General features: G+C 70.9%; 9 protein-coding genes. 3 read left to right on the forward strand and 6 right to left on the reverse strand.

The window, feature by feature from the left end; genetic code table 11:
* Nucleotides 1-338: 338 nt before the first annotated feature.
* The 3 genes from CFB89_RS29895 to CFB89_RS29905 all read left to right on the forward strand — a co-directional run bounded on the left by CFB89_RS29895 (nt 339) and on the right by CFB89_RS29905 (nt 6,069).
* Nucleotides 339-3,272 carry a winged helix-turn-helix domain-containing protein gene (locus CFB89_RS29895; protein ID WP_089471678.1) on the forward strand — a complete coding sequence of 978 codons (2,934 nt, stop codon included), beginning with the start codon at nt 339-341 and terminating at the stop codon, nt 3,270-3,272.
* 144 nt (nt 3,273-3,416) lie between these two features.
* On the forward strand, nt 3,417-5,315 hold the full coding sequence (locus CFB89_RS29900) for an amidohydrolase (RefSeq protein WP_089471107.1): 1,899 nt from the start codon (nt 3,417-3,419) through the stop codon (nt 5,313-5,315).
* A 79-nt stretch (nt 5,316-5,394) separates the two neighbouring features.
* Nucleotides 5,395-6,069, forward strand: a complete 675-nt coding sequence (locus tag CFB89_RS29905) for a phosphohydrolase (RefSeq protein ID WP_089471108.1) — start codon at nt 5,395-5,397, stop codon at nt 6,067-6,069.
* A 94-nt stretch (nt 6,070-6,163) separates the two neighbouring features.
* Here CFB89_RS29905 and CFB89_RS29910 read toward each other — a convergent pair whose 3' ends face one another.
* From CFB89_RS29910 to CFB89_RS29935, 6 genes are all read right to left on the reverse strand, one after another.
* The gene (locus CFB89_RS29910; RefSeq protein WP_089471109.1) at nt 6,164-7,276 is read right to left on the reverse strand and encodes an alkene reductase; all 1,113 of its coding nucleotides are present in this window, start codon (nt 7,274-7,276) and stop codon (nt 6,164-6,166) included.
* 78 nt (nt 7,277-7,354) lie between these two features.
* A complete protein-coding gene (locus CFB89_RS29915) occupies nt 7,355-8,572 on the reverse strand; it encodes an MFS transporter (RefSeq protein WP_089471110.1) in 1,218 nt (405 codons plus the stop codon).
* A gap of 181 nt (nt 8,573-8,753) precedes the next feature.
* On the reverse strand, nt 8,754-9,671 hold the full coding sequence (locus CFB89_RS29920) for a LysR family transcriptional regulator (protein WP_089471111.1): 918 nt from the start codon (nt 9,669-9,671) through the stop codon (nt 8,754-8,756).
* Nucleotides 9,672-9,776: 105 nt separating this feature from the next.
* A complete protein-coding gene (locus CFB89_RS29925; RefSeq protein ID WP_089471112.1) occupies nt 9,777-12,038 on the reverse strand; it encodes a molybdopterin cofactor-binding domain-containing protein in 2,262 nt (753 codons plus the stop codon).
* Nucleotides 12,038-12,538 (reverse strand): (2Fe-2S)-binding protein, encoded by a 501-nt coding sequence (locus tag CFB89_RS29930; RefSeq protein ID WP_089471113.1) that lies wholly within the window; start codon nt 12,536-12,538, stop codon nt 12,038-12,040. Before CFB89_RS29930 ends, CFB89_RS29925 begins: the two co-directional genes overlap by 1 nt.
* On the reverse strand, nt 12,535-13,821 hold the full coding sequence (locus CFB89_RS29935; RefSeq protein ID WP_089471114.1) for a cytochrome c: 1,287 nt from the start codon (nt 13,819-13,821) through the stop codon (nt 12,535-12,537). Before CFB89_RS29935 ends, CFB89_RS29930 begins: the two co-directional genes overlap by 4 nt.
* Nucleotides 13,822-13,886: the final 65 nt, after the last annotated feature.

The raw sequence follows: 13,886 nt of genomic DNA on the forward strand, positions 1-13,886 counted from the left end.
ACGTTCAAAATGAATTTGCATAAACGTCCACCGGTCATCATTACAAAATGCTTTCAACGCATGCGCGCGATGCGTGCGCAGCCCGGCTCAACGCCTGCTCGAGCGGCCCGGCAGAGTATAGCGCCCCACTTTTACACGCAAGTGATCGTGCCGGTCGCGCCCGACCGAAATCGGCGGGCAGAGCGCATTTTCCTTCAAGATTTTCGGCGGCCACCCGTCTACACTCGGTCCGGAATTCGACATTTTCCGTCCGGTGCAACGGCGCGCCGGACGCGGACTTCCTGCCGGGTGAACTGCCGCGTTCATCGGGCAGCCATCCCGAGGGACCGGAGGCGGCCATGATCCAGATCGGAACTTTGTCTGTGGATTTCGAGCAGCGCGACATTCGCCAGCACGGCGCGTCGCTGCGCATCGGCGCGCGCGCGCTCGACATTCTCGAAGTCCTGCACCGCGCGAGCGGTTCGGTCGTGTCGAAGGACGACATCATGGACGCGGTCTGGCCGGGCCTGATCGTCGAGGAAAACCGGCTTCAGGTGCACGTGGCGACGCTGCGCAAGGCGCTCGGCGCGAGCCGCGATCTGATCAAGACGGTGCCCGGGCGCGGCTACCTGCTGGTGGCGAGCGCGTCGTCCGGCCCGGACTTCGTGCCCGTGGTCGACGCGCCGGCCGTCGAGGCGGCGCCGCCCGTCGTCGCGTTGCCCGATGCGCCCGCGTCGTCGCTGCCCGCGCCGCTCGTCGGGCGCGACGCCGAAATCGCGCAGATCGTCGACATGCTCGAACGCACGCCGGTCGTCACGCTCGTCGGCGCGGGCGGCATCGGCAAGACGAGTCTTGCCGTGCGCGTCGCGCACGGCGTGCGCAGCCGCTCGCGCGAGCGCGTGCTGTTCGTGGAACTGGCGCGCGCGTCGACACGCGACGACATGCTGATCGCACTCGCGGCCGAACTCGGCCTCGACACGCAGGGCGTGCCCGCCATCGACCGCATCGGCGACGCGTTCGCAGCGTCGCGCTGCCTGCTGGTGCTCGACAACGCGGAGCACATCGTCGACCTGGTGGCGAGCCTCGTCGAAACGCTGACGTCGAGCGCCGGCTCGCTGCGCGTGCTCGTGACGAGCCGCGAGCCGCTGCACATCTCGGCCGAAGCGGTGCTGCGGATGAGCCCGCTCGCGGTGCCGGACGGCAACGCGTCCGCCGACGAAATCGTCCGCTGTTCGGCCGTCGAGCTGTTCCTGGAGCGCGTGCGCGCGGCCGCGCCGGAGTGCACGGTGGACGAAGCCGGCGTGCGGCTGATCGGCGACATCTGCCGGCGCCTCGACGGGCTGCCGCTCGCGATCGAACTGGCCGCGGCGCGCGTGGCGACGCTCGGGCTCGCGGTCGTCGCGTCGCGTCTCGACGACCGGCTGAACCTGCTGACGGGCGGGCTGCGCTCGGCGCTGCCGCGTCATCAGACGCTGCGCGCGACGTTCGACTGGAGCTACGTGCTGCTCGATCGGGCCGCGCGCGCGCTGTTTCGCCGGATGGGGTGCTTCATCGGGCCGTTTTCGTTCGATGCCGCGTACGCGGTCGCCACCGAGCCCGGCACGTCGGCCGCGGACATGATCGCGGTGCTCGGCGAGCTGGTCGCGAAATCGCTGGTGACCGTCGAGTTCCACGGCGCGTATGCGCGCTACCGGCTGACCGAATCGACGCGCGCGTACGCGCTCGAAAAACTGCACAACGAAGGCGAGTTCGAGCGCATCGTCGCGCGCCATGCGGCGTACGAGCGCGAGCGTGCGCCCGTGCGGCTCGTCGCGCCCGTGACGCCCGCTGACGTGACGCCTGCCGATGCGCCCTTGCTGGCCGTGGAAGAACCGTTGGACGAACCGGCGGACGCCGCCGAGGCCGCCGGCGTGCCCGAGCCCGACCGGCTGGCGCGCGCGCTGCTGGAGCCGTCGCGGATGCGCGCGTGCACGGCGCGCGCGAGAGCGGTGCTCGACGAACTCGACACGGGCGCGGCAGACCCGGTCGACGCGGCGCGCGAGATGCGGCTGCGGGCGGCCTGCGCGTCGGCGCTGCTGCATACCGACGGCGACGCGCTGGCCGCCGCCGCGATGTGGGACCGCACGCTCGGTCTCGCCGCGCACGTCGGCGACGATGCGTTCGACGCGCGCGCGCTGGTCGGGCTGTGGAACACGATGCTGACGCTGTCGGACATTCACGAATCGCTGCGCTACGCGACGCGCTTCGAGCGGGCGGCCGAGCGGCGCGGCGACCGGTCGCAGCGGTTGCTGGCGAACACGATGGTCGCGACGTCGCTGCATTACTTCGGCGAGCATGCGCAGGCGCGCGAGCGGCTGGAAGCGGCGACGGCCGAGCTTGCCGACGCGGGCGAATCGCCGTGCGCGCAGGCCGCGCTGGGCGTCGACATGGCGACGCTGGGCCGCACGATGCTGATCCGTCTTCTGTGGATGCAAGGCGAGCCCGAGCACGCGATGCGCGTCGCCGCGCAGGCGGTCGAGTGCGCGCGGCGCGGCCCGTCGCCGCTCGCGCTGTGCATCGTGCTCGGCGCGGCCGCCGTGCCGATCGCGCTGCGCTACGGCGATCACGACATCACCTCCGACTATCTCGCGACGCTGCGCGCGACCGCCGACGCGCACGGCTTCGACATCTGGCGCAGTCACGCCGAATGCCTGACCGGCCAGTTCGACATCCAGGCCGGCCATCCCGGCGCCGGGCTCGCCCGGCTCGAACCCGCGCTGCGGCGCGTCGAGGCGAGCGGCTTCCGGCGCGTGCTCGCGCCGTTGACCGTCGCGTACGCGGAAGGCCTCGTGCGAACCGGCCGCGCGGATGAAGCGTGCACCCGGCTCGATGCGACGCTCGCGCGCTGCCGCGCGCACGGCGAGCACCTGTTCGTTCCCGAACTGCTGCGCGTGAGAGGCGTCGCGATGCTCGAACAGGCGCGCACCGTCGGCGCGGATCTCGCCGCCGCGTACGAGGCGGACGGGCACCGTCATCTGCAGATGGCGATCCAGACCGCGAACGCGCAGGGCGCCGCGATGTGGGCGCTGCGCGGCTCGCTCGATCTCGCCGATCACCTGATCGAGCGCGGGCACACCGCGCAGGCGTCGGCGCTCGTCGCCGGGGTCGCGCGGCATTTCGATCCGCGTTCGCGCGCCCACGACGTGCGCCGCTTGCTGCGCGTGCAGAACTTCGTCCGTCCGGATGCGCCGCTCGCGCCGTGCCTGACGCGCACGCGACGCGATGCCGCCGACGCGGCGCAGCAGGCGGCATAACGATGCGCGAACCGAGTACGGCAGGGCGGCCGCGCGATCGCAGCATGCGTGCCGACGCGCGCGCCGTGGACGCTTGCCGGTGCGCGGCGGGAAGCCTCGCGTGTCGGATGGCGTCGCGCGCGGGCGCGCACGGGAGGCCCGACAGTGCTTAGAGCGACGGAACCCGCGCGTTCGGCGGACCTCGTCGTGTTCAACGGCAAGATCGCGACCCAGGACGAACAGCGCTCGTTCGTTCGCGCGCTCGCGGTGAAGGACGGGACCATCGTCGCGACCGGCGACGATCGCGACGTGCTGCGCCATGCGCACGACGACACGACCCGAATCGATCTGAACGGCCGTACCGTGATTCCGGGCCTGATCGACGCGCACCTGCAGGCGATCCGCGGCGGCATGAACTTCAACCTCGAAGTGCGCTGGGACGGCGTGCCGTCGCTGGCCGACGCGCTCGAGCTGCTGGGCCGGCAGGTACGCCGCACGCCCGCGCCGCAATGGGCGCGCGTGGCGGCCGGCTGGACCGCGCTGCAGTTCGCGGAAAAGCGCGGCCCGACGGCGGCCGAGCTCAACGCGATCGCACCCGACACGCCGGTGTTCATCCAGCATCTGGCCGACAGTGCGTGGCTGAATGCGGCCGCGCTGCGCGCGCTCGGCTACGGGCGCGACACGCCCGATCCGCCCGGCGGCGAACTGCGGCGCGACCGCCATGGGCGGCCGACCGGGCTGCTGCTCGCGCGTCCGGACCCGGCGGTGCTCGGCGCGGCGCTCGCCCGCGCGCCCATGCTCGATGCGGACGACCGCGTCAACTCGACGCGGCAGTTCATGCGCGCGCTGAACCGCGTCGGCGTGACGAGCGCGATCGACGCCGGCGGCGACGGCCTCGCGTATCCGGACGACTATGCGGCGGTCGCGACGCTCGCGCGGCGCGGCGAATTGACGACGCGCATCGCCTATGCGCTGGGCGCGCGGCACGCCGGCCGGGAGCTCGACGACTTCGCGACATGGATCGCGCTGACGGCGCCCGGCCGCGGCGACGCGTTCCTGCGCGCGAGCGGCGCGGGCGAGCGGCTGCTGTTCTCGGCCGTCGATCTGGGCAATTTTCTCGAACCGCGCATCGACCTGCCCGCATCGGTCGAGGTGGAGCTGGCGGCCATCGTCCGGCTGCTCGTGCGCCATCGCTGGCCGTTCCGGCTGCATGCGACCTACGACGAATCGATTGGCCGCTTCCTCGACGTGTTCGAAGCGGTGGATCGCGACACGCCGTTCGACGGGCTGCGCTGGAGCTTCGACCGCTGCGAGACGATTTCGGATGCCAATATCGCGCGTGTCGCGGCGCTCGGCGGCGGCATCACCGTGCAGCCGCGCATGGCGTTCCAGGGCGAAGCGTTCATCGCGCGCCATGGCGCGGCGGCGGCCACGCGCGCGCCGCCGATCCGCGCGATGCTCGCGGCCGGGCTGCCGGTCGGCGCCGGCTCGGGCGCGACGGGCGCGGCGAGCTACAACCCGTTCGTCGCGCTGTACTGGATGGTGTCGGGGCGCAGCGTGGGCGGCACCGCGCTGTATCCGGCGCGCAACCGGCTCGGCCGGATGGAGGCGCTGCGCCGCTACACGGTCGGCAGCGCATGGTTCTCCGCGGACGAGCATCGCAAGGGCGCGCTGGTGCCCGGCCGGTACGCCGACTTCGCGGTGCTGAGCGACGATTACTTCACGGTCGACGCGCGGCATATCCCGGCGCTGTCGTCGGTGCTGACGGTCGTCGACGGCAAGGTCGTGCACGCGGAGCAGGAATTCTCGCCGCTGGCGCCGCCGCCTCCGCCCGTCAGCCCGGCATGGTCGCCGGTCGGTTCAGGCGGCGTCGCCGATGCGGCGGGCGCCGGCGGGCGCGCCGCGCCGCATGCATCGGCGGCGGGCGACGCATGCGCGGCTTCCGGCGTCGATGCCTGCCGCGCGCACAGTCACGGACGCCGCTTCGCGCGGTCGCGCTATCCGACGGCAAGCGCGGCCGCCGAACACTGCGAAGCCTTCGGCCGCTGCTGCGTCGCGTTTTGAGCGGCGTACCGGTGCGCGACGCACGCCGCCGTGCATGGAACGATTTTCCGCCCCGGGCACGGGGCATGAAGGAGACAGGATGAATGCTGCGCACCCGCGCGCATCGGCCACCGGCGACGAAGTGGCCGGCGTTCGCATTCCGCGCACGCCCGTTGCGGTCGAGGCAGCCGACGCGGCCCGCGCATCGTTGCCCGCCGCGCTCGTCGATCACGCGGCGCGCGTGTTCGTGTTCGCGTCGCTCGCCGCGCGGCGTGCCGGCGACGCGTGCGACGCCGATGCACTGTACGTCGCCGCGATGTACGCGAACATGGGGCTGAGCCCGGCGTACTGCCGTTCGACCGAACGTTACGAACTGGACGGCGCGGATGCCGCGCGCGCGTTGCTGCTGCGGCACCGCCGGTCGCGGCGCATGCGCGACGACGTGTGGCACGCGATCGCGCTGCATACGACGCCGGGCGTGGCCGTCCGCGCGTCGCCGCTCGCGCGCGCGTTGGCGGCTGCGGTGTCGACGGACCTGATGGCGACCGACTTCGACGCATACATGGCCGACGAGCGTGACGCGCTCCTTGCCGCGTATCCGCGCGGTAGCGGTTTTCCCGAAGCGTTTCTCGACCTGGTCGCGCGCGGCGTCTCGCATCGGCCGCAGTCGACCTTCGGCACGTGGAGCGCCGACGTGCTCGAACGCGCGGATCCGGATTTCCATCGGCCGAATTTCTGCGGGCGCGTGCTGGGCGCGCGGTGGAACGACACCTGACGGCGCCGGTCGAGCGTGCGGCTGCCGCACGCTGGGCCGGCCGCGGCGCGCGGCCGCGCCGGGGATGCGGCATGTTGCGCGCCGCATGTGCGGGTCACGCGTGCGAGGGCGCCGCGTCGTACCGCGCATAGTCGACGTAGCCGGCGCGGTCGCCGCCGTACCAGCCGGCGGCCTTCGGCTCCGCGAGCGGTGCGCGGGCCGCGATGCGCTCCACGAGATCCGGGTTCGCGATATACGCGCGCGCAAACGCGACCAGATCGGCGTCGCCCGCGTCGATCAGCGCGTTCGCCGCTTCCGGCGAAATGCCGCCGTTGACGATCAGCGTGCCGTGGAACGACCGGCGCGCGTGCTCGACGATGCGCGGCAGATCGGGTTCGCCGCTCCAGCCGTTGGTGTCGGCCGCATGCAGATACGCGATGCCCGCTGCGTCGAGCATCCGGCCGACGTACGCGAGCGTCGCGTCCGGATCGGCGTCGCGCACGTTGTTGTATTTCGCGTACGGCGAGATGCGCACGCCGACGCGGCTCAGCGGCATCACGCCGCCGACCGCGTCGACGATTTCCTCGAGAAAGCGCGCGCGGTTCGCGACCGATCCGCCGTAGCGATCGTCGCGGCGATTCAGCGTCGACGACAGGAACTGGTGCGGCAGGTAGCCGTTGGCCGCATGGATCTCGACGCCGTCGAAGCCCGCGGCCATCGCGCGCACGGCGGCCTGCCGGAATTCGTCGACGGCGGCGACGACTTCATCGGTCGTCATCGCGCGCGACGGCGTCGCATGGATCTTCGTGTAGTAGCCGTTCTGCAACTGCGCCCAGACCTGCAACTGTTCGAGGTCGTCGTTCACGCCGGACGGCGACAGCGGCGCGGCGCCGCCGAGCAGCGTCAGCGAGCTGACGCGGCCGCCGTGCCACAGCTGCGCGAAGATGCGTCCGCCGTTCGCGTGGACGGCGTCGGTGACGATCTTCCAGGCGGCGGCCTGTGCATCGTCGACGAGCCCCGGCGTCAGCTCGAAGGCGGCGGACGCCCGGCTGACGTTGGTGGCCTCGGTCACGATCAGGCCGGCCGACGCGCGCTGCGCGTAGTACTCGGCCATCAGTTCGGTGGGCAGCCCGCGCGACGGCGCGCGCGAGCGCGTCATCGGCCCCATCACGACGCGGTTCGGCAGCGCGAGGCCGCGCAGATCGTAGGCACTGAGCAGGGAAGACATGATGGACTCCTGTGGTTCGACGGGGAGCGGGGCGGCTTCGCGCCCCGCGAACGGATCGATTCGATGGGTGACGAGGGTTCAACCCGCCGCGTGACGTTGCGCGTGCGGCCGCCCGACGAGCAGGTAGTGGCCGAGCGCGACGATCGGGAACGCGCCGGCCACCGCGGCGACGAGCGGCCAGCCGCCGTGCTCGTACAGCGGGCTCGCGAGCGCGGAGCCGACGGCGCCGCCGACGAAGATGCTCGTCATGTACAGCGCATTGAGCCGGTTGCGGCTCGCCGCATGCAACGCGTAGATCTCGCGCTGGCCGAGCACCATGTTCATCTGCACCGCGAAGTCGAGCACGATGCCGGTGACGACGAGCCCGTACAGGCCGGCGCCGTGCACGAACCCGACCGCATACGCGAGCGCGCCGGCGACGAGCGCGATCAGTGTCGCGCGCACCGTATGGCCGGCATCCGCGAGGCGCCCGGCCACCGGCGCCGAGGTCGCGCCGATCGCGCCGACCAGCGCGAACAGGCCGATCGCCGATTGCGACAACCCGTAGTGACGCGTCAGTTCGACCGGCACGGCGGTCCAGAACAGGCTGAACGACGCGAACATCAGGCCCTGGTAGAACGCGCGGTGACGCAGGATCGGCATCGTGCGAACGAGGTGCAGCAGCGAGCCGATCAGTTCGAAATAGGTCGCGCGATGATCGGGCTGGCGCGACGGAATCGTCAGCGCGAGCACGGCCGTGACGAGCGTCATCAGCACGGCCGCCGCCGCGAACACGAAGCGCCAGCCGAACGCGTCGGCCACGACGCTCGACAGCGGCCGCGCGAGCAGGATGCCGAGCAGCAGCCCGCTCATGATCGTGCCGACGACGCGGCCGCGCGAATGGTCGGGCGCCAGGTGCGCGGCGAGCGGCACGAGGATCTGCACGGCCACCGAACTGAATCCGATCAGCAGCGAAATCGCGAGAAAGAGCCCGGGCGTGCGCACGAACGCCGCTGCCGCGAGGCTCGCGATCGACACGACGGCCGTCACGATCATCAGCTTGCGGTTTTCGAGCAGGTCGCCGAGCGGCACGATGAAGAACAGCCCGAGCGCATAGCCGATCTGCGTCAGCGACACGATCAGGCTCGCCGTGTTGCCGGACATGTGCAGGCTCGGCGCGATGAGCTCGGTGATCGGCTGCGCGTAGTACAGGTTCGCGACGATCGCGCCGCAGCTGAAGGCGAACAGCAGGATCAGCCCCTGCGTGAGTTTGACGCCGTGCGCGGGCGGCGCGAGCGGTGTTGAATCCGTTGACATGATCGACTCCTGGAAAAGAGAAAGGCCGGACACCGAAGCGTCGCGCCGGCATCGAGTTCGCCCGGCCGCGATACGGTGCATCGCATTGCCGTCCATACTATTGATCAATCGATAAAGCCGGAAGCGAGCTGCCGCGCAATCGAGCGTTGCGCGGCACGCAAAAGTGCCGCGCCGCACCGGTTCAGCCGCGTTTGCCCTGCAGCGTCGGAATCTGCTCGAACAGCCCCGCGAGCCAGTCGACGAACACCTTCAGCTTGACCGGGATGTGGCGATTGGGCGGATACAGCACCGAGATCGGCTTGGCCGGCGCGTTGAAATCGGTCAGCACCTCGCGCAGCCGGCCCGATTTCAGGTAAGGCTCGACGAGGTACAGCGACGTCTTGATCAGGCCGATGCCGGCGACGCCGCACTCGATGTAGTTGTCCGCGTCGTTGACGGCCACCGTGCCGCACATCTGCACGATGCGCGGCTCGCCGTCGACGACGTAATCCCACGGGCGCGGCCGCCCGGTGTCGGCCGAGATGTGGCTGACCGCGACGTGCTGCGTGAGATCGTCGACGGTCTCCGGCTCGCCGCACCGCGCGAAATACGCGGGCGAGCCGCACGTGCAGGTGGTCAGGCTGCCGATCCGCCGCGCGATCATCCCCGAATCGTCGAGCGCGCCGATGCGCACCACGCAATCGACCCCTTCGCCGACGAGGTCGATCTGCCGGTCGGTCACGCCGAGTTCGATCATGATGTCCGGATGGGCGTCGAGAAACGCCGGCAGCGCGGGCACCACGACCTGCTTCGCCATCGCGGGCGGCAGGTTCACCTTCAGCCGGCCGCGCGGCACGTTGCGGGCCTGCGAGACCGATGCCTCCATGTCGTCGATCTCGCGCAGCACCGCGACGGCGCGTTCGTAATACGCCTGACCGTCCTCGGTCAGCGAGATGCGGCGCGTGGTGCGGTTCAGCAGCCGGCAGCCGAGATGCTGCTCGAGTGCGCTCAGCAGCGCGGACACGCGCGGCGTGGTGAGGCCGGTCGTGTCGGACGCGCGCGTGAAGCTGCCGGTTTCGACGATGCGCGTGAACACGCGCATCGAAAGCAAGGTATCCATCGTCGGAAGCTCTCCATTCCTGTCGGGGCGCGGCGCCGGTGCGTGCCGGCGCCGTCTTGTCGGGTATCGGATAGGGCGTGTCGCGTGGCGGGTGCGACGCCGCCGCTAGGCTTCGATGCGCTTTCTCAGCGAATCGCCGGCGAACGGCATTTCGCGCAGGCGCTGGCCGGTCGCATCGAAGATCGCGTTGGCCAGCGCGCCGGCGGTCGGGCCCATCGACGCCTCGGCCGCGCCGAGAAACGGCGCGCCGGGGCGATTGACGAGGTGGACCTTCACGTTCCGCGGCGCGGCCGAGAAGCGCAGGATCGGGTAGCTGCTCCAGTCGAAGCTGCGGATCCGTTCCGTGTCGTACTTCAGCGCCTCGTACAGCGTCCAACTCGCGGCCTGCACGATGCCGCCCTCGATCTGGTTGCGGATCCCGTCCGGCGACACGATCTGGCCCGCGTCGACGGCGGCTTCCGCGTGTTCGAGCGTCACCTGGCCGGTTTCCGGCACGACCGACACCTCGACCGCGATCGCGACGTAGGCCATCAGGTTCTTGTACTTGCCGAACGCGAAGCCGACGCCGCGGTTGCGCGCGCGCGGCGGCCGCGGCCACCCGAAGTGCTTCGCGGCGAGCTGGATCACCTGCCGCGCGCGATGGTCTTCCATGTGACGCAGCCGGAATTCGACCGGATCGACGCCGGCCGCGTGCGCGAGCTCGTCCATGAAGCTCTCGATCGCCCAGATGTTCGTGTGCGCGCCGAGCGAGCGCATCGCGGAGGTCTGCAGCGGCATCGTCGGCGAGAAGTTGTTGACGATGTGCTGGTTCGGCAGCGCGTACAGCGGAATCGCGTTGCGGTCGCCGCCGCCTTCCGGTTGCAGCATCGGCGTCGACGGCGCGGGCACGAACGGCGGCTCCAGCATGCGCGCGGGCAGCAGCCGGCCGGCGTTGACGATCCGCTCGTTGTGCGAGCTGCTCCACAACGCATAGTTCCAGTCGACGATGCGGCCGCTCGCGTCGAGCGATGCGCTGACTTCCGTCACCATCGCGGGCGTGAAGTGATCCCACGTGTGTTCCTGTTCGCGCATCCATTGCACGCGAATCGGCTTGCCCGGCATCGCGGCGGCGATCAGCGCCGCGTGCGCGGCCGCGTCGTCCGCCGCGTTGTGTCCGTAGCAGCCGGAGCCCTCGGTGTGAATGCAGCGAATGTTCGCCTTCGGCATCGACAGCATCTCGGCGAGCGCGTCGCGCAGCGGATAGACGCCCTGCGAGTGGGTCCACACCGTCATCATCCCGTTCTCGAGATGCGCGACCGAACACGACGGCCCGATCGACCCATGCAGCAGGTAGTTCTTCAGGAACGTCGCGTTCAGCGTTTTCACGGCCGGCGCGGTGGCCGCGTGCGTGTTCGCGATCTCGATGCGCTGCGTCGAGATCCGCTTCAGGTCCGCGTGCACGGTGCCGCGCTCGGGCAGCTTGCGGCCCGGCGACCAGCGGCAGCCGGCGGCGAGCGCGCGCTGCGCGACCACGGCTTGCCATTCGCCCTGCGCGACCACCGCGAGCATGCTGCCGTTGCGCACGATCCGCACGACGCCCGGCAGCTTCAGGATCGCGGCTTCGTCGAACGACAGCAGCTTCGCTTCATACACCGGCGGCATCACGACGCGCGCGTGCAGCATGCCGGGCAGCTGCATGTCCTGCACGTAGCTGACGCCGCCCGTGACCTTGTTCGGGATGTCGACGCGCGGCAGCGACGTGCCGATCACCGCGAACGTCGCCGGGTTCTTCAGCGGCGACGTGGGCGTCGCGTTGCGGTGCAGGTCCACCGTGCGGATCGCGTCGCCGTAGGTCATCGTGCGGCCGTCGGGCGCCGTGATTACCGCGTCGGCGGTCGTCAGCGTGCGCGGATCGACGCCGAAGCGTTTCGCCGCGCCTTCCACCAGCAGCGCGCGCACCTGCGCGGTCGCATTCAGCAGCGCGGAGCCGCTGTCGGCCATCGTATGGCTGCCGGCGGTCAATCCTTCGTCCGGCGACGCGCCGGTGTCGGCGGTCAGGAACGTGATCAGCGACGGCTTCATGTCGAGTTCCTCGGCGGCCACCTGCAGCAGCGCGGTGCGCACGCCGGTGCCGAGCTCGACCTTGCCGGTGTACACGGTGACCTTGCCGTCGGGCGCGATCTTGACCCATGCATCGAGCAGCGGATTGGTCTTCAGGCTGCCGGCGAGCGCCTGCGTGGCCTTCGCCACGTGCACGGCCGCGCCTTCGTCGGCGATCACCAGCTGCGCGGCCGCGCGCGACGCGGGCGCGAGCGTGAACGCGACGAACAGCGCGCCGGAGACGATGAAGTGCCGGCGGCCTTCGTCGATGTCGTCATGGGAATTCATCACAGCCCCTTGCTGATCGTGACGGGAGCGGAAGCGGGTTCCGGCGGCGGCAGCCCCGCGACCGAGCGCACCGCCGCGAGAATCCGCATGTGCGTGCCGCAGCGGCACAGGTTCGGTTCCATGTGCGTGCGCAGTTCCTGTTCGGTCGGCTTCGGGTTGCGTTCGAGCAGCGCCTGCGCGCGCATGATCATCCCGGCGATGCAGTAGCCGCACTGCGCGGCCTGGTGCTCGAGGAACGCGCGCTGCAGCGGGCCCGGATGCTCGGCCGTGCCGAGGCTCTCGATGGTGCGCACGCTGCGCGCGCCGACCGCGGCCACCGGCATCAGGCACGAGAAGGTCGGCTTGCCGTCGACGATCACGGTGCAGGCGCCGCATTGGCCGAGGCCGCAGCCGAACTTCGCGCCGTGCAGGTGCAGGTCGTTGCGCAGCGCATACAGCAGCGGCGTGGACGGATCGATGTCCAGCGTGTGCCGCACGCCGTTGACGGTGAGGGTAATCATCGTGCGGTGTCCTCTTTTCTGAGCTTCGCGGCCATCGCGTCGACGCCCGACCACGCCGGGCGATCGGTATAGGTCTCGCGCACGTACGCGGCGAGATCGGCGATCTGCGCGTCGTCGTACTGGTCGATGAACGACGGCATGTAGTTGAGCGTATCCTCGCCGTGCCAGCCGATTCCGTTGAACATCATCTGGATCGCGTTGCGCGGCGTATCGGCGTTGACCGCCGTGCTGAACGAAAGCGTCGGCCGCTCGCCGATCGACTGCATCGGCGCGGCCGGCCCGTGGCACTGCGCGCACGACGCCTGGAACAGCGTCGCGCCTCGCTGCGCGGCCGGCGTCGTCGCGGGGTGTTCGCCAGCGGCCGTTGCCGTGGCCGCACGCGCGGTCGCCGGTTTCTGGATCGACAGGATGTACGTGGCGATCGCCTCGACGTCCTCCACCGGCACCGTCGCGAGGTCGCGCGTGACCGGCAGCATCGGCCCGGCCGCCGCGCCGTGCTCGCTCGCGCGGCCGGTGCGCAGGTAGGTGACGAGCTGCGCCTGCGTCCACGGCCGCGCGGCCTGGCCGAGCGCATTGAGCGGCGGCGCTTCCCAGCCGTCGACGATGCCGCCGTCGAACGCGCGGCCGCGCTGCTCGCCGCCGATCGCGTTCAGCGGCGAATGGCACGATGCGCAGTGGCCGAGCCCGTCGACGAGCATCCTGCCGCGGTTCCATTGCGCCGACTGCGCGGGGTCGGGCTGATACGCGCCTTCGCGCAGGAACAGCACGTTCCAGAACGCGACCAGCGGCCGGAAGTTCAGCGGAAAGATCAGGTCGTTGGCGGGCGCCTTCGCACGTACCGGCTCGCGCGTCATCAGGTACGCGTACGCGGCGGCGATGTCGTCGTCCGACATCCGCGTGAAATGAATGTACGGAAACGCCGGGTAAAGCGGCTGGCCGTTGCGCCCGATGCCGGTGCGCAGCGCACGGGCGAAGGCGTCGCGCGACCAGCGGCCGATCCCCGATTCGGCGTCCGGCGTGATGTTGGTCGCGTAGATCGTGCCGAACGGCGTCGCGAGCGGCAGCCCGCCCGCGAACGGCTTGCCGTCCTTCGCGGTGTGGCACACGATGCAGTCGCCGAGCGCGACGACGCGCGCGCCGGCGCGCACCAGTTGCGGATCGAACGAAGCGGGGACCGGCGGATCGATCGGCGCGATCGACGGCCGCACCATGATGCCGATCGCGACCGCGACGCCCACGATCGCGATGCCGGCCGCGCCGAACCAGAGTCGTTTGTGCTTCATGCGCGCTCCAGGCGACGCGGTGCGCCGCAAGTCATGCGAGGCGCGGCGACACCGGACGATGCGTG

The organism is Burkholderia sp. AU16741 (assembly GCF_002223345.1).
In the GTDB taxonomy this organism is placed as follows: Bacteria; Pseudomonadota; Gammaproteobacteria; order Burkholderiales; family Burkholderiaceae; genus Burkholderia; species Burkholderia sola.

Bases quoted from the DNA above. Each gene is read 5' to 3' on its own strand.
- CFB89_RS29895 (WP_089471678.1), top strand. From the start codon at position 339: ATGATCCAGATCGGAACTTTGTCTGTGGATTTCGAGCAGCGCGACATT.
- CFB89_RS29905 (WP_089471108.1), top strand. From the start codon at position 5,395: ATGAATGCTGCGCACCCGCGCGCATCGGCCACCGGCGACGAAGTGGCC.
- CFB89_RS29910 (WP_089471109.1), bottom strand. From the start codon at position 7,276: ATGTCTTCCCTGCTCAGTGCCTACGATCTGCGCGGCCTCGCGCTGCCG.
- CFB89_RS29915 (WP_089471110.1), bottom strand. From the start codon at position 8,572: ATGTCAACGGATTCAACACCGCTCGCGCCGCCCGCGCACGGCGTCAAA.
- CFB89_RS29920 (WP_089471111.1), bottom strand. From the start codon at position 9,671: ATGGATACCTTGCTTTCGATGCGCGTGTTCACGCGCATCGTCGAAACC.
- CFB89_RS29925 (WP_089471112.1), bottom strand. From the start codon at position 12,038: ATGAATTCCCATGACGACATCGACGAAGGCCGCCGGCACTTCATCGTC.
- CFB89_RS29930 (WP_089471113.1), bottom strand. From the start codon at position 12,538: ATGATTACCCTCACCGTCAACGGCGTGCGGCACACGCTGGACATCGAT.
- CFB89_RS29935 (WP_089471114.1), bottom strand. From the start codon at position 13,821: ATGAAGCACAAACGACTCTGGTTCGGCGCGGCCGGCATCGCGATCGTG.